The organism is Carboxylicivirga linearis, assembly GCF_018271995.1.
Classification (GTDB): Bacteria; Bacteroidota; Bacteroidia; order Bacteroidales; family Marinilabiliaceae; genus Carboxylicivirga; species Carboxylicivirga linearis.
Genome location: NZ_JAGUCO010000003.1, coordinates 205,187 through 220,471 on the forward strand (window position 1 = coordinate 205,187; position 15,285 = coordinate 220,471).

The 15,285-nt window shown below is 35.9% G+C and carries 14 protein-coding genes; 5 read left to right on the forward strand and 9 right to left on the reverse strand.

Annotated elements, in window-relative coordinates; all coding sequences use genetic code 11:
* Positions 1-10 precede the first annotated feature (10 nt).
* Positions 11-1,930 (reverse strand): Na+/H+ antiporter NhaC family protein, encoded by a 1,920-nt coding sequence (locus tag KEM10_RS06355; protein ID WP_212214964.1) that lies wholly within the window; start codon positions 1,928-1,930, stop codon positions 11-13.
* Positions 1,931-2,200: 270 nt separating this feature from the next.
* Here KEM10_RS06355 and KEM10_RS06360 point away from each other — a divergent pair, with 270 nt between their 5' ends.
* Entirely contained in the window at positions 2,201-2,740 is a 540-nt protein-coding gene (locus KEM10_RS06360) for a YqgE/AlgH family protein (protein ID WP_244825595.1), read from the forward strand.
* Here the strand turns inward: KEM10_RS06360 and KEM10_RS06365 are convergent.
* The 5 genes from KEM10_RS06365 to KEM10_RS06385 are packed head-to-tail and all read right to left on the reverse strand — an operon-like array spanning position 2,709 to position 6,501.
* Positions 2,709-3,587 carry an aminotransferase class IV gene (locus KEM10_RS06365; RefSeq protein WP_212214971.1) on the reverse strand — a complete coding sequence of 293 codons (879 nt, stop codon included), beginning with the start codon at positions 3,585-3,587 and terminating at the stop codon, positions 2,709-2,711. The genes KEM10_RS06360 and KEM10_RS06365 overlap by 32 nt on opposite strands.
* Positions 3,584-4,078 carry a D-glycero-alpha-D-manno-heptose-1,7-bisphosphate 7-phosphatase gene (locus KEM10_RS06370; RefSeq protein WP_212214974.1) on the reverse strand — a complete coding sequence of 165 codons (495 nt, stop codon included), beginning with the start codon at positions 4,076-4,078 and terminating at the stop codon, positions 3,584-3,586. The genes KEM10_RS06365 and KEM10_RS06370 overlap by 4 nt, the downstream gene beginning before the upstream one ends.
* A gap of 11 nt (positions 4,079-4,089) precedes the next feature.
* Positions 4,090-4,698 (reverse strand): rhomboid family intramembrane serine protease, encoded by a 609-nt coding sequence (locus KEM10_RS06375; protein ID WP_212214977.1) that lies wholly within the window; start codon positions 4,696-4,698, stop codon positions 4,090-4,092.
* Positions 4,699-4,709: 11 nt separating this feature from the next.
* Positions 4,710-5,711, reverse strand: coding sequence for a DNA polymerase III subunit delta (holA, locus tag KEM10_RS06380; protein ID WP_212214981.1), 1,002 nt, complete (start codon positions 5,709-5,711; stop codon positions 4,710-4,712).
* Positions 5,712-5,724: 13 nt separating this feature from the next.
* Positions 5,725-6,501 (reverse strand): AMP nucleosidase, encoded by a 777-nt coding sequence (locus KEM10_RS06385; protein ID WP_212214983.1) that lies wholly within the window; start codon positions 6,499-6,501, stop codon positions 5,725-5,727.
* 142 nt (positions 6,502-6,643) lie between these two features.
* Here KEM10_RS06385 and KEM10_RS06390 point away from each other — a divergent pair, with 142 nt between their 5' ends.
* Positions 6,644-7,102: a type I restriction enzyme HsdR N-terminal domain-containing protein gene (locus KEM10_RS06390; RefSeq protein ID WP_212214985.1), complete on the forward strand. Its 459-nt coding sequence runs from the start codon at positions 6,644-6,646 to the stop codon at positions 7,100-7,102.
* 17 nt (positions 7,103-7,119) lie between these two features.
* On the opposite strand, the gene KEM10_RS06395 is transcribed toward KEM10_RS06390, so the two are convergent.
* Complete coding sequence (locus KEM10_RS06395) at positions 7,120-8,262, reverse strand: CapA family protein (RefSeq protein ID WP_212214988.1); 1,143 nt, start codon at positions 8,260-8,262, stop codon at positions 7,120-7,122.
* Between the two features lie 209 nt (positions 8,263-8,471).
* Positions 8,472-10,094, reverse strand: a complete 1,623-nt coding sequence (locus KEM10_RS06400) for a methyl-accepting chemotaxis protein (protein WP_212214990.1) — start codon at positions 10,092-10,094, stop codon at positions 8,472-8,474.
* A 372-nt stretch (positions 10,095-10,466) separates the two neighbouring features.
* On the opposite strand from KEM10_RS06400, the gene KEM10_RS06405 reads away from it, so the two are divergent.
* On the forward strand, positions 10,467-10,787 hold the full coding sequence (locus tag KEM10_RS06405; RefSeq protein ID WP_212214998.1) for a hypothetical protein: 321 nt from the start codon (positions 10,467-10,469) through the stop codon (positions 10,785-10,787).
* A gap of 71 nt (positions 10,788-10,858) precedes the next feature.
* Here the strand turns inward: KEM10_RS06405 and KEM10_RS06410 are convergent, their stop codons facing one another.
* The gene (locus KEM10_RS06410) at positions 10,859-11,632 is read right to left on the reverse strand and encodes a hypothetical protein (RefSeq protein WP_212215000.1); all 774 of its coding nucleotides are present in this window, start codon (positions 11,630-11,632) and stop codon (positions 10,859-10,861) included.
* Between the two features lie 318 nt (positions 11,633-11,950).
* On the opposite strand from KEM10_RS06410, the gene KEM10_RS06415 reads away from it, so the two are divergent.
* Together KEM10_RS06415 and KEM10_RS06420 are read left to right on the forward strand one after the other, a co-directional pair.
* Positions 11,951-12,880 carry a magnesium transporter CorA family protein gene (locus KEM10_RS06415; protein WP_212215002.1) on the forward strand — a complete coding sequence of 310 codons (930 nt, stop codon included), beginning with the start codon at positions 11,951-11,953 and terminating at the stop codon, positions 12,878-12,880.
* Positions 12,881-13,016: 136 nt separating this feature from the next.
* Positions 13,017-15,275 carry a BACON domain-containing protein gene (locus tag KEM10_RS06420; RefSeq protein ID WP_212215004.1) on the forward strand — a complete coding sequence of 753 codons (2,259 nt, stop codon included), beginning with the start codon at positions 13,017-13,019 and terminating at the stop codon, positions 15,273-15,275.
* Positions 15,276-15,285 lie beyond the last annotated feature (10 nt).

A 15,285-nucleotide genomic window follows, 5' to 3' on the forward strand; every position in this document is an offset into this window, starting at 1 on the left:
AGCTTTTTTGTTATATTTTTTTACCAACCAATCTTACTATTAAAAATAATATGCCGATGCTCATCAGGTATGAAATCCATACAGGTAAACCAAAAGCAACTGGTAATGTACCCATCAAAACGGCAACACCTGCTACTGTTAAAGCATATGGCATCTGAGTTCTAACATGATGAATGTGATTACAAGAACAGGCCAGAGAACTCAAAATAGTGGTGTCAGAGATAGGAGAGCAATGATCTCCCAATACAGATCCGGCTAAAACGGCTGATACAACATTGTAAAATAATGGCATAATATCGTCATGTGACAATCCGGCATCAAGACCTAACTTCCAAACTGCCGGAAGCATCAGTGGGTAAATAATGGCCATGGTACCCCAACTTGATCCGGTACTAAATGCAATAAATGCTGAAAAGATAAAAGTTAAGGCAGGTATAAATACCGGACTGATATTTATGCTTGTCAGTATCTGAGTTATAAAATCAGCTGTGTGAAGATGAGTGGTTAACAAAGCCAACGACCATGCTAAGGACAATATCAATAATGCATGAAACATGGTTTTGAAACCATTAATAATGCCTTCGATACTTTCTTTCATGGTCAATAATCGTTGTGCTGTAGTAAGAAGCAAAGCAGTGAATACCCCTGATAAAGATGACCACACCAAAGCACTGAATACATCTGCATCACCAATTATTTGTGAAATTTTTGTAGTGATTGATATTGATTTATTTGACCAAGTTGCCGCATCCCATCCTGTGTAAAACAAGCCAATTAATGTACCAATAACCACTACTGAAATTGGAATAACTGCATTGTACCATCGAGGGTTAATATTCTCAGCCACCTCCAGTTCTTTCATGATCTGAGGATTTCTTTTACCCTCATTTTTGATTGACTCAATACTATTTTGTGTTACTTGTTTTTCGGCAGAAAGCATGGGGCCAAACTCGCGTCGTTGCCAAATAAGCAAAGCAACAAATACCAGTGTTAAAATTGGGTAGAAGGAATATTGTAACGAGTTAAGAAATACTGAGTAAGGAGTGGTTTCTAATCCTAAATTAACAATACCTTCCTGAATGTAACTAAGCTCTGCGCCAATCCAGGTTGTGATAAAAGCAATGGCTGCGATAGGCGCCGAGGTTGAATCTACCAGATAGGCTAGTTTTTCGCGTGAAATTTTTAATTTGTCAGTAACGGGTCTCATGGTGTTACCTACTACCAAGGTGTTTGCATAATCATCAAAGAAAATAACCAAGCCCATCAAATAGGTGATAAATTGACCGGAACGGCGGCTATTAGCGTATTTCGATAAAATATTAACAATCCCTTTCATGCCCCCATTCATCGAAATTAAGGTCACCATACCACCGATAAGCATGCTAAAAATAATGATTGAAATATGCCCTGGGTCAAGCAAAGCTTCCATTAAGTAGGTGTCGACTATGGCTAAAGCACCTTTCCCAATCGCAATAAAAAAGTTAGCACCTGCATATTTATATAAGGTTGCTGTTCCAAATAATAAGCCAACAAATAAAGATGAAAATACCTCTTTAGTGATTAAGGCCATAATAATTGCAATTAAAGGCGGCAGTATTGATAGCCAAAGAGGGATGGGATTAACATTTTTTGAGATGACTTTGCCTGGCATGATTACCTGAACTTCCGAAGGTTCATCAAAACTATATTCAGTGTGAAAACCGTTTTTGTCTTTTTCCAGATCAACTCTAACTCCGTTAATAAGTAACTTTGGCGATGTATTAGTTATCTTGTCAATGCCCTCAACCCGCACTGTAGCATCTATCCCTTTCATTACGGCAGGGGGTAGTGATAAGGTAAGATCGTTGGCAGTCAGAGTGGTTGCAAAAGTAAAGGTGATTAAAAGTAAAAATAGAATCCGCTTAAAGGCAGATGTAAATGTAATTGCCATGTTATCAGTAATGCGTTTAAACTTATTGTGTAATAAAAACCAATTTTTTCGAGGTAACAAACAATTTATCAATCAATTTTTTTGCCAAAGTGTTGAATGGAATGTGAATATGTATTAAATTAAACAAATATTAGTCGTTAAGTCTATAGGTAAAAGCTTGTTATTCAGGCTGGGGAGTGCTGAAATTAATGTGGAATAGTTAAGCGAGATTACTAAATGAAGGATTTAGAATTTAATATTTTTGATACTAAGTTACCTAAAATCGAACCAATGAAGGGAAGAATTCTGATTGCAGAGCCTTTTCTTCAAGGGCCGTATTTTAATCGATCTATAGTTTTTCTTACAGAGCATGGAGATGAAGGAGCTGTTGGGTTTGTGTTAAATAAATCATCGGATCTTTATCCTGATGAGGTGATTGAAGATTTATTTAGTTTTAAAGGAGAAATGTTTATTGGCGGACCAGTATCATCCAATACATTACATTACCTGCATACGCTTGGTGATAGAGTGCCAGGCTCTATAAAAGTGACAGAAAATCTATATTGGGGAGGTGATTTTGATGTGATTAAAGAAATGATCAATTCGGGAGTGGCAGATCATCATTCGGTTAAGTTTTTTGCAGGCTACTCGGGTTGGTCACCAGGTCAGTTGGAAGAGGAAATTAAGGAGAATTCATGGATTGTATCTACCTTGGATGATAAAACCATTATGGAGGGAGATGTGGATGATTTCTGGAAAGAAACCATGGCAAATTTAGGAGATGTGTTTAAAATGTGGACTAATTTTCCTGAAAATCCATCAAATAATTAGCCGCCCAATCATTCAGTAAGCGGTTAATATCCTTTACTATTTTGCAGAAGTAGCGTTTGTTTTCAATGCCTACTACCCATTGGATTCCTTGAATGGCATTGCTAATAAATATTTCATCTGCTGCCAGAAGTTCATTGATTGAGGTTCCTTCTACTTCAACAACTTTATAACCATTGTTGATTAATAAGGTGATGATCTGTTTTCTCATCACGCCTTCTACACATCCTGATGTTCGACGCGGGGTATATACTTCGCCGTTTTTTATCCAGTATAAGTTGGAAGCAAGTGTTTCAATGATCAGATTCTTTTCATTGCTAATCAATACTTCATCAAAACGATTTTCTTTTTTGAATAAACCCGCCAATACAAACAGAAGTGAGTTAGCCGATTTAAAGCGAGAGAAGCGATTGATACTTTTATTATCTTCAGTGTAATTGCCGAGTAATAGGCCTTTACTATTTAGTGTGTAGTAATGCGTATCCAGACCAGAGGTTTCGATCAAATAGTTTGCCTTATTTCCGTTGGGTGTATATAAGCCGCCATCCTCACGAAAGATGGTGAGTCGAACACGAACATCTCCAAATAAACGGTTTTTATTAATTAATGAGGATATTTGTTCCCGCATTATTTCAATGGGAGGCAATGAGTGTGTCTGCATTTTAAGCATAGACATACCACTTAACAAACGCTGATAATGATCCTCAAAAAATAACGGTATCTGATGAATGCATCTGATGGTTTCAAATAGGGCATCTCCATATCTGAAAGCACGGTTGTCAGCCATTAATAAGGGTTGGTCGGCTTTTGTTTTTTGACCGTTCAGACAAATATATTGCGGTACACTCATTTCTCAATAATCAATTTGCAAACCGGAACAATTGAATTGTTGGCTTCAATTTTAAAGCATTGTTTTAAACCAGCTTTTTCTCCTGCTTCAATATCTCTGGGAGAATCACCAATCAGGTACGATGATTCAGCACTAATCTGGTGTTCGTCCAGTGCTTTTAATATCATGCCGGGTTTGGGTTTTCGGCATTCGCAATCAGCTATTTTATTATGATGAGGGCAATAATAAATGGCAGCTATTTCAATTCCGGCCTCAGCCATTAAATTTAAAAAGTGTTGATGAACCTTTTGAACATCCATTTCAGTGTATTCTCCTTTAGCAACACCTCCCTGGTTGGTAACAATAATGAGCTTAAAACCATTTTTCTGTAACAAACTTAGCCCTTCAATAATTCCATTATTCAGCTTGAAATCTTCAGGTTTATAAATGTAATAATGACCTTCGTCGTTATTGATAACTCCATCTCTGTCAATAAAAACTGCTTTATTCATCTGTATGGGATTTACAAAAAGAAGATTTTTTGAACGAAATGGATTAACAGGCGTGGTTCAAAAATAATTGGAAAAACAAGACCATAAACAGCACCCCAAAAGTGAGCGTCATGACCAATGTTATCTACATTCTTTTTTGACATAATGCGTGAATAAACCAGATATCCTACACCTAAAACAATACCCGGAACAGGTATGAAATATAAATAGATAGTTCCATACGGGTTGTATAAAATACTGGCAAATACAACTGCAGAAACAGCTCCGGATGCTCCTAAAGCATTGTAGTTATAATTATCTTTTTCTTTGGCAAATGAATACATGCTGGATATAACAATGGCCGATAAGAAAAAGATGATAAACAGTAAATTGGGATTAAAAGCTATGGATTGAGAAAAATAAAATAACACAGCATCTCCAAACGAATATAAGACAAACATGTTTATCAACAAATGCATCCAGTCAGCATGAAAGAAACCATGGCTGATTAAGCGGATATATTCCTTTCTGTGCTTTATTTGATAGGCATTGAATTGGTATTTATACACCAGTTCAGCTTGACTAAATCCGGCAATGCTAATGGCACAAATGGCAATGATTAGTATTATGGCTACGTTCATTTAATTCTTGTTTAATGCATTATTTTAAAGATTAACTCTTTTAGCAGTTCTCCAGGCTCTGTGGTTGCACTACCAAATCCCTTTGATTTCATATCATACTCGCGTAATAGGCTGATAATTTGAACAACCTTACGAGCCGGATAGTTTTTTGCACCGGCCGTATAATCCTGCACAAAGAATGGATTTATTTTAAGAGCTGATGCCACACTGTTTTTCGATTTGTCGGGCAGATAGTAGTATGATAATAATTTTTGAAACGCACTAAATAAAGTTACAGTGGTTACCTGAATGGGATAGGCCTTGGGGTTTTTTCCAAAAGCCAGCACTATTTTATTGGCTTTAGAAATATTGCGATAGAGAACAGCTTTTTGAAGCTCAAAATTGTTGTAGTCTTTACTGACTCCAATATTTTTCTCAATATGTGTAGAGTCTATCTGTTTGACTGAACTGCCAATGGCCAGCTCCAGCTTATCCAGTTCGTGTGTGATTTTGGATAAATCAGTTCCCAGAAATTCAGCCAATAAAGCGGATGCTTTCGTATCAATGGTTTTGCCTTTATTTTGCAAATAAGAACTAACCCATTTAGGTATTTCGTAATCGCGCAATGCTTTTGATTCGAAAAGAATACCATGCTTGTTGATGGTTTTGTAAAGCTTTTTGCGCTTATCGAGTGATTTGTATTTATAGTTAATAACCAATATGGTGGAAGAAAGCGGATTTTCAGCATAGATTGCCAAATCATCAATTTTAGCAATGTTTTGAGCTTCCTTAACTATTATTACCTGGTGTTGCGACATCATTGGAAAACGACGAGCCGCCATAATAATGTCCTCGGCAGTAACATCCTTACCGTAAAGTACGGTTTGATTAAAGCCCTTTTCTTCCTCTGTTAATACATTATTAGAAATGTAATTGGTTATCTGGTCGATGAAATAACCTTCATCACCCATTAAGAAATAGATTGGTTTATATTGTTTTTGTTTTAAATCTTTTAAGATCTGCTCAAAAGTCATTTATCAAGCTTTATTAATTATCAAACTTCAGGTGTTTTACCGATTTACCATTATTTTGAATGGTGTCCATCGCTTTGATTCCAATCTTCAAATGCTCTTCCACATAGTTGGCAGTAACCTTTTTATCGCTTTCTTCTGTTTTTACACCTGTTGAGATCATTGGCTGATCAGAAACCAAAAGCAATGCACCAGATGGAATACCATTAGCAAAGCCAACCGTAAAAATCGTTGCGGTTTCCATATCTATAGCCATGGCACGCGTTTTTGTCAGATACTTTTTAAAGCGTTCGTCGTATTCCCAAACTCTTTTATTGGTGGTAAATACGGTACCGGTATAATAATCGCGTTCTTTGTCACGAATGGTACTTGAAACAGCTCGTTGCAGGCTAAATGCAGGTAAAGCCGGAACTTCAGGTGGAAGATAATCATCCGACGTACCATCGCTGCGTATGGCAGCAATAGGTAAAACCAAATCGCCCAATTTATTTTTTCTTTTCAGTCCTCCACATTTGCCCAGAAATAAAACAGCCTGAGGAGATATGGCACTTAATAAATCCATCATGGTGGCGGCATTGGGACTTCCCATTCCAAAATTAATGATGGTTACTCCATTGGCTGAGCAGTTAGGCATATTTCCATTTTTACCAAGTATTGGAGCATCATACCATTGTGAAAATAACTCAACATAATGGTTAAAGTTGGTTAGTAAGATATATGGTGTAAAGTCCTCCAGTTTTCTACCTGTATATCGAGGAAGCCAATTATCAACAATTTCTTTCTTTGTCTTCATAGGCAATTTAGTTAAGGATGTATGTGAGGCTTTGTTGAGCATTTAGAAACGTTTTGCCCGGCATCAAAGCCTGTATTTTATTTAATGCGCTAAGGTAACTTTTTCTCTCTAATTTGATTTACTTTGTTGAAAAAATCAAGGAATGCAAAAACTCAATCTCCCGACCTTTGAGTTCAGAATGAGAAAACAAAATGGGAAAGATCAAATATTTGATAATATACGAAAGAAGTTTGTTGCCTTAACTCCCGAAGAATGGGTTCGTCAGAATTTGATCGCTTTTTTAATTCATCATCAAAAATATTCTGCTGGTTTAATCGCTGTTGAGATGCTTGTTAAGGTGAATGGGTTAAATCAACGCGCTGATATTGTGGTATACAATCGTAAAGGTAAGCCGGTAATGATTGTGGAGTGTAAAGCTCCATCAGTGGCGGTTACAAAGGCCGTTTTTAATCAGGCAGCCCGTTATAATATGCAACTACAAGTTGATTTTATGATGGTAAGTAATGGATTGCAGCATTTCTGTGCTCAGCTAAAAGATAAACAAGGTGGTTACGAAATGATGCAACAAATACCCTCTGTGGAGCAGATTTTGAGTGCTTAATAGAACTTTTTTAAAGGCTATATTTTCTTAGGTGCTTCAATGGTTATCATTCCCACTTCTTTTCCTTTAAGAGCAAATAAAGGAATCTTGAAATCTCTTTTTTTTACGTTGATGTTATTCTTAAAAACGTCACCTGCTTCAGAAACATACTCAGTGATTCTTTTGCGTGCAGATGCGTCGGGCCAATGAGCCGCGTTTTTATATCTGTCAGCTGGTAGAACATAAAAGCGTTTCTTACCATTTTCAATAGGTGTATAAACCCATGTTAACTGATACTCGGCATTGGAAATGTAAGTTGAATCTGCTTCTTTGGTTAATTCAACCATGGCCATAGCACCACCATCGCGCGGAGCGGGTCGTTGGTTAGATACAAAATTACCCAGGCTATAAACAACTAATTGATTCTGCTTTTCGTTATTAATCCATTTCATAGGCTGAACCACATGAGGGTGTGAGCCAATTACAACATCTATACCTTTACTCCATAAGAATTGGGTCATCTTTTTCTGATCAGGATTAGGACTCAGATTGTATTCCCATCCCCAATGAAGGAAAACAATTACTTTATCCACCTGCATAGAGTTAGCTAAAGCAATATCTTTCGACATGACAGCTGTATCCAACGTGTTAACAATATTAGGAGGAGTTACCCTAATGCCATTGGTACCATAGGTGTAATTCAATATTGCTAAACGAAATCCATCTTTCTCAATTAGTAGTGGATTGTGCTTCGCTCTATCCAAACTATCTTTAAAAACACCAGTGCGAGGAATTCCTTTTTCATCCAGTATTTTTACTGTTCGTTCCAATCCTTGACGACGACGGTCCACACAATGATTATTAGCCATCACCAAAGCATCAATCCCCGCATCAACTAAGGCATCGGCCAAAGTATCGGGTGACGAGAATTGAGGATAACCCTTATGTGGAGGTCCGGCCAATGTTACTTCCAGATTGGCAATTGCAATATCAGCTGTTTTAATGTCATCTTTAATGTATTTAAAAACACTGTAATAATCATATTCACCGGTTGAGTCGATGCGGGCTGAGTTAATCTGAGTATCGTGGCCCATCACATCGCCCATGAACAAGAGTTGAATTTTTTGTTGTGCCTGAGCCGATATGCTAAAACAAATGATTAAAATGACAATAAATCGCATAATGGTGTTTTGCTGTAAAATTAATTAAAGTGATTTGATTTGCACTATAAAATAATCATACGCTTTTTCCCATATAGTGTTTTGCCCGGTAAAAGGGAAACACTGGATTCCTGATTAAGCCTAAATGTTAGGGGGGAGCTAACTCCTATAGCGAAAAACTGAAGTGTCAGTAATATTTAGGCAAATAAAATTTCAGGAATCCAGGTTTCTTAGTCATTTTTTATTTTAAAGAATGAAACATGCTGTTCCAGTAATTCGGCATAATTATGCAGTTCGTTGGCACGTGCCGACATTTTTTCAGCAATAAAGGCATTAGTTTGCGTACTGCTATTCAATCCTTGAATTGCATTATTAACCTCTGATGCGGCTGTTTTTTGTTCAAGGCTGGAAGCTACAATTTCAGCAACCAGACTTGAAGTCTTTTTGATTTCAGGGACTAGAATAGAAATTTTATTCCCGGTGTCCTGAACCGTTTCCAATCCATTACTGAATAAGGCTTCAATACTTTCAGCGCTTAATTTACTTTTCTCGGCCAGCTTTCGCACTTCGCTTGCAACAATGGCAAAACCAGCTCCGGCAGTACCTGCTCTAGCCGCTTCAACATTGGCATTTAATGCAAGTATGTTGGTCTGCATGGCAATCTCATTGATGGCATTTAGCTGTTCTTTAATTACCATCATTGAGTTAATGGCTTCGTGCGAACTTTGATTACTTTCTTCCATTTCTAAGGAAGAAGTGATGGCAACCTGTTCAGTTGTTTTTGCATGATCAGAATTGCTCTCAATTGAAGCGCTTATCTCTTCTACCGAAACTGATATTTCCTCAACAGCAGCTGCTTGTGAATTCGATGATTCAGCAAGGTTTTTAGAAAGTTGAGTGGTTTCAATGCTTTCTGAGTTCAAATTTTTAGAAGTCTGCATTACCGATTTAACAACATTTGTCAATGAATCGGTCATTTGATTCAGATTTCTATATATTTCCGAAAACTCATCATTCCCTTTAACTTCCAGTTTTTGCGTAAGGTCACCTGCGGCAATACGCTTATTGACTTTAATAATGTTCTGGATCTTAGTATTGGTTGATTTTATAAATAAGCTACTGAAAATTACTACGATTAATAAAATAACCATCATGGTTAGAATGATTCGCCAGATAGCTGCTCTGATATTTGCCTGAACATCGTTATTGTTGGCATTGAGACTTGATTTTAGGACGAACATGCCCACCATATCTCCATCTGAGTAATTCTCCATCTGATAACCTAATATATCTTTCCCATTGTTCCATGGGCTTCTTGATGGATGACCATGGCAATGCAAGCAGCCTTGCTTTTCAGATAGACGTACAGGACGCATCACCCATAGCTCATTAGTTTCCTTATTAGTATGTGTTAAACTCTCTAAAGAAGGATCAGCTGAAAATTGATCTATAAATTCTTTTTCCAGGTTGGTAGCTTTGTTGTCTTTATTTCTTGCTCGTAATGAGGCAACACGAAAGCTGTAATTGTCTTTGTCTGCATCATCTTTTCCCACTGCCATTGAGGCAAAAATCGGAACTTTCCTTAATACAGAGTCTTTTGCAGCTTTAGATAGAACTCCATCAGGATGATTGACTTTTACTTTGTTTTGCTCATCAGTAAAGTCGAATTGATGCGCTACATAGGTTCTTACAGCCTCCATGCGCGATAAGATGGCTTTGGTTTTTCTTTCCAGGGTTTCCAGTCCCTGGCGCTTTAACATCGATGATGAGATGTAAATGGTTATAGCTGTAGCCAAAAATAATGGCAAAAACACAACCAAAATCAGTTTAGTTCTGAATTTTAGATTAATCATACTTCAAGTTGTTTCCCTTTATTATTCCCCTTTACTGTTTGGATGTCTAACAGTATAGCTGTAAAGGCTAAAATAGATAACAATGTTTAATGGATTTTTTGTGGAAATTATTTTTGTCAGTCTTTTTCGGTTAAAAACTTAGAAAGCATATTTGTAAGTGCCACGAATACAAGAATATATTATTCGAATTTTTAGGATGATAAAAAAGATTAAAAAAAGCTAAAATTAGAAAAGTACAGGCAGTTCTATCTTACTCATTTGTTGAGTTTAGTATTGTATCATCTAAGAAAAAAGAGGTTTGCATTAAACACTTTACAGGTTTAATTGTCATTAAACATGAAAAAATATTAATAGCGACCATTATCTTTTATTATGGAACGAAAAATAACACTGATTTCCATTCTTTCTCTTGTCACAATTCTTTCATTTATAGCATTGGTAACCGGAAGTTTTGGTTATGTTACAGTATCGTTGTTCGGTTTTCCCATCTTGTTTTATACTCAACGAGAAGTATTTAGTAAGATTCAATGGATAATAATGATTTTATTATTAGTACTTATAACAGTTGCATCAGTAAACTTGCTGGCTAATTTAAAAGGCCATTTTCTATATTATTACGAGTTTGTTGCAAGCCTGTTAATTATGGTGATTGCACTAGTATGGGCACCAGATAAAGTAGAGGCGCCTGAATAAAAAAATATTGGAGGTAAATTGCAAAAACCGCACTGCTAAATAATTATTTATTTCCAGTGCGGTTTTTTGTCTTATTCTGGTGTGTAGCTGTATTTTGACAGATGCCTCATTATTTTATTATCTACCTTCTCAACAACCTTTAATGTTTTTTTATAAAGGTTCATTAATTCATCACTACCTTCTAATATTTTATCTATTTTAGCATTTTGCATGGCCGCATCCTGTTGATCCTTGAATCTGGATAAGATCATAATTTTCAAATCTGTTCCCAAATATCCTACATATGTTTCAAACGGTGTTTGAATATTGTTTTTTTTATATAATTCTACCCATTCTTTCATTATACTTTTTAAATCATCCATTTTACCGGGTATAGCAAACAATTCCATGTACTCAATATAATTGTTGTCATCACTTTGCTCCATTCCTTCCGGCGAATACGAGAGGGCTTTACTCCAATAAATGATGAAAGATTTGTTTCTGGAATAAGTATTATCATACATCTTAAACATTTTATCCCAGCCTTCTTTATCTTGTTCATATACCATATTGAATCCTTTGTTGATACTATCGACAAAGGCAATGTTATGACCCATAGGTATCGAAAAGTAAATGTTGTATTCATCATCTGTAAAAGTGTATATCGGATATTTAAAACTATGGTCGGCCATAAACTGAATATTAGCTTTAAGTGCCTCCATATATTCGAAATACATCGAAGGTCTAACCTGATCTTCGATAAGGAAGTATGGGCGATACTTAATCTCTTCTTTTTCCTGAGACAAAGTAATAGCTGGCAGTGATATTAACAATATCAACAATGCCGAATAAATCTTTTTTGACATAATAAAATAGTTTAAATTAATAATGAAGGGGCACTGTTTAATATACGATCTACTGAACTAGCTGTCAATGGGAAAGATTAAATGAATGGTGTTTTACAATAATGATTTAAGTATTATAGTCATATAATGCTTTTATCATTTTTTAACAAAAGAAGGAATTTGTTAGCCGGGATTGTTTTACTACTTTTGTACCCGAAAAATTTTTAGAGCTGATTCAAAAATGGACGAAGGCCCCGGAAATAAACAAAATAGAATAGTAAACTTCCTGTAAGGGGCTTTATATGTCATCTTGCAGGGCAAATGCAAGGAGGCATAATTATGCTTAAAATCTTCAAAACATTCGGAGGTTACGTTGAAATAAACGAACCTAAAAATGGCTGCTGGATCAATGCCAATAATCCAACAACAGATGAAATAAAGAAAATAACTGACGAGTTTGGAATGCCGTCAGATATCCTTAACGATATCCTTGACCAGGATGAGAGACCTCGTATTGAGTATGATGATAAATGGACTTTAATTATTATGCGTGTTCCGGTTAAGGCACGCGATCAGAGAGTTCCGTTTTTTACCATTCCGTTAGGAATATTCATAACCGACACTTTTACATTAACTCTTTGTTTGCAGGATAATGAAGTACTACCGGTTGATATGCCTTCACCTTTTCGCGATCAGTATCAGGAAATAACAGATGGTGTTAATTTTATTTTGCGATTGTTCTTACGTTCTGGTTGGTTATACCTGAAGCACTTGAAAGAAATTAACCAAATAACTGCGAGTATAGAGCAGGATTTGGAGAAATCAATAAAGAACAAAGAGCTGAATAAGCTTTTGAATATGGAAAAGTGCCTGGTGTTTTTTATCACCTCCATTAAAGGTAATGAAATAGTACTGGCCCGAATGCGTAATTCGCGTAAAATAACTTCGGAGATTAATGAGGATTTATTGGAAGATGCTATGATTGAAAATAAGCAGGCGCTGGAGATTGCACAAATCTATTCCGACATTCAAAGCGGTATGATGGATGCTTTTGCTTCTGTTATTTCCAATAACTTAAATGTGGTAATGAAACAACTGACCTTGATTTCAATCATTTTAATGATTCCTACCTTAATAGCCAGTTTTTTGGGAATGAATGTTCCCAATTATATGGAAGAATGGATCTGGTCAATGCCGGTTATTTTAATAGGTTCATTGCTCCTTTCGATACTTGGCGTATTATTATTTAGAAAAAGGCAATGGTTTTAAACAATAGTAATAAAAAACTGATAGTCGAAGAGTGGTACAATCTTCGCCTTTTTTTGGTCCATTTTTTTGTATTTATTGTTTATCATATTGATTAAATTATTTAATTTTATCAGTAAATAAACTTTAAAACCTCTCTATGAAAACTAAATTATTCGTTTTAATTTCTCTGCTTACGTTGCTAGTGATCAGTTGTGGAGAAGACGAAAAGGAAACTGTTTCTGTTGATATTCAAATTTTGGCTTCGCCTGATACTCTTTTGATTAGCGATAGTGAATTAAAAGAAATCTTCTTAACAACGCAGCCCAAAGGTAAAGTCGATTTTGTAGTGAGTCAGAGTCCTTCCTGGTTAGAACTTGAAATAGAAAGCGGCCAGTTAGATGGATCCATTATGCCTATAGAAGTATCTCCAGTCATTGATAATTTAGATGAAGGAGTTTATGAGGGAGATATTGATATTGTAACGGATGCTGCCGGAAAAGCTTCTGTTCATGTAATACTCGATGTTGCAGGCCATCCTAACATGGGAATAAATGTTGATAAGTTGGTAATTGATGAAGATAGTCCTCAGGTTGAGCTGGTAATTGAAAATATAGGTACAGGTGTTTTAGAATGGCAGTTCGAAGCCGTGCCGGAATGGATTAATGTTTCGGTCAGTCAAGGATATCTTACTAAGGGGGAAAAGAGCAGTGTTATTGTTACGGGTATTTTCACAGGTCTTGATGTTGGAACTCATTCTGATGTTTTAAATATCTCTTCAAATTCTGAAACTTCGGTAGATGAAATTAATGTAGAGATTAATGTACCTGAGTATTTGGCAATGGAAGCTATTAGTAGTAGCTTATTGTTTGATTATTATGAGAATACAAAATTATTGGTTTTAAGAAATACGGGTAATGCTGAAATAAATTGGTCGTTACTTTCGATTCCAGCTTACCTAAATGCAAGTATAACATCAGGTGCCATTGCCATTGAGGATAGTGTAAAAATAGAAGTTGAGGTTGATCGTAGTCAAATGTCTAATGGAGAGCATCTGTCTGAAATTATTATTGAAGATGAAAACCAAGTTCAATATAAGGTGGAAACAATAGTCAAACATATGATTGGAATGGAAGCTGTGAATAATAGTCTCTTTTTCGATTATTTTGATGATACCCAAACATTAATATTGAAAAATATTGGTAGTGCTGAAATTACCTGGTCATTAGTTTCAATAGAAGATTATCTAAATTTAAGTAGTACATCAGGAACGATTGCTGTTGGAGATAGTGTTGAAATAGAAGTGGTGGTTGATCGTGATCAAATGTCCAATGGAGAATATGAGTCTGAAATCATTTTTGAAGATCAAAATCAAGTTCAATCAAAAGTGGAGGTTCTGGTCAATAATTATGCTTCAACAAAAAAGATGTTGGATTATACTGTTGTTGATGCTGAATATTCGAAAATTACCAATAAGTTGATTTTTGTTTCGTCAGAACAAACAATTTGCGTTTACGATCCGGATACCGAGGGTATAAATTCACTTAGCTTGAGTTACCTGCCAACATGTGTATCTGTCTCACTAGATGGAAGTAAAGCTGCAGTGGGGCATGATGGAAAAGTATCGTATGTTGATCTGGCGTCTTTAAGTTTAGTTTCTACGCGTGATATTTCGTGTAGTGCACTCGATATTGTACTTGGAAATAATAACTGGGCTTATATATTTCCAATTAAAGATCAATGGGAAAATATAAGATGTATTGATTTGGATGACGAAAATTCTGGTGAAACATTGCACACAGGGAATTCTATTTATGCAGGAACAAAGGCTAAATTGCATCCTTCAGGTAAATATATCTATGGAGCGGATAATGGTTTGTCTCCATCCGATTTAGAAAAGTACGATATTCAAAGCGGAACAGCTGCTTATTTGTATGATTCACCCTATCATGGCGACTATAATATTGGTGGTGACTTGTGGTTCTCCGAAGATGGATTAAGAGTGTTTACTAAAGGAGGAACGGTATTTAAAACCTCGGAAATAAAGGAACAGGATATGCTTTATAATGGTACAATACAATTAGAAAGTGAGGTTAGTTATTATAATGCCAGTATCGAAAGTCTCGATCATTCCGAAGCAAGTAAGAGTCTTTTTGTAATATCTTCAGGAGAAGGTTGGGATACGAATAATAAGCCTTACTTATATGTTTATAACTCTGATAACTTAGTTTTTAAGGAAAGGATAAGCTTGGAAGGTTATATGGTTGAAGATAATCAAGGAAGCGGAACTGTTTATGAAGCGGAGCCTTTCTTTGTTTTTTCAAACTCCAACGGTACAAAAGCAATAGTATTAACAAAAGCAATTGGGTCTGGTATGATTAAAGAATGGGCCATACAAACTTTTGATATAAATAATTAATACAACAGAA

What these genes read in the sequence shown, in the direction of transcription:
- KEM10_RS06405 (WP_212214998.1), top strand. Translation starts at nt 10,467, where the DNA reads ATGGAACGAAAAATAACACTGATTTCCATTCTTTCTCTTGTCACAATT.
- KEM10_RS06365 (WP_212214971.1), bottom strand. Translation starts at nt 3,587, where the DNA reads ATGAGTGTACCGCAATATATTTGTCTGAACGGTCAAAAAACAAAAGCC.
- KEM10_RS06400 (WP_212214990.1), bottom strand. Translation starts at nt 10,094, where the DNA reads ATGATTAATCTAAAATTCAGAACTAAACTGATTTTGGTTGTGTTTTTG.
- KEM10_RS06355 (WP_212214964.1), bottom strand. Translation starts at nt 1,930, where the DNA reads ATGGCAATTACATTTACATCTGCCTTTAAGCGGATTCTATTTTTACTT.
- KEM10_RS06370 (WP_212214974.1), bottom strand. Translation starts at nt 4,078, where the DNA reads ATGAATAAAGCAGTTTTTATTGACAGAGATGGAGTTATCAATAACGAC.
- KEM10_RS06385 (WP_212214983.1), bottom strand. Translation starts at nt 6,501, where the DNA reads ATGAAGACAAAGAAAGAAATTGTTGATAATTGGCTTCCTCGATATACA.
- KEM10_RS06390 (WP_212214985.1), top strand. Translation starts at nt 6,644, where the DNA reads ATGCAAAAACTCAATCTCCCGACCTTTGAGTTCAGAATGAGAAAACAA.
- KEM10_RS06420 (WP_212215004.1), top strand. Translation starts at nt 13,017, where the DNA reads ATGAAAACTAAATTATTCGTTTTAATTTCTCTGCTTACGTTGCTAGTG.
- holA (WP_212214981.1), bottom strand. Translation starts at nt 5,711, where the DNA reads ATGACTTTTGAGCAGATCTTAAAAGATTTAAAACAAAAACAATATAAA.
- KEM10_RS06410 (WP_212215000.1), bottom strand. Translation starts at nt 11,632, where the DNA reads ATGTCAAAAAAGATTTATTCGGCATTGTTGATATTGTTAATATCACTG.
- KEM10_RS06375 (WP_212214977.1), bottom strand. Translation starts at nt 4,698, where the DNA reads ATGAACGTAGCCATAATACTAATCATTGCCATTTGTGCCATTAGCATT.
- KEM10_RS06415 (WP_212215002.1), top strand. Translation starts at nt 11,951, where the DNA reads ATGCTTAAAATCTTCAAAACATTCGGAGGTTACGTTGAAATAAACGAA.
- KEM10_RS06360 (WP_244825595.1), top strand. Translation starts at nt 2,201, where the DNA reads ATGAAGGGAAGAATTCTGATTGCAGAGCCTTTTCTTCAAGGGCCGTAT.
- KEM10_RS06395 (WP_212214988.1), bottom strand. Translation starts at nt 8,262, where the DNA reads ATGCGATTTATTGTCATTTTAATCATTTGTTTTAGCATATCGGCTCAG.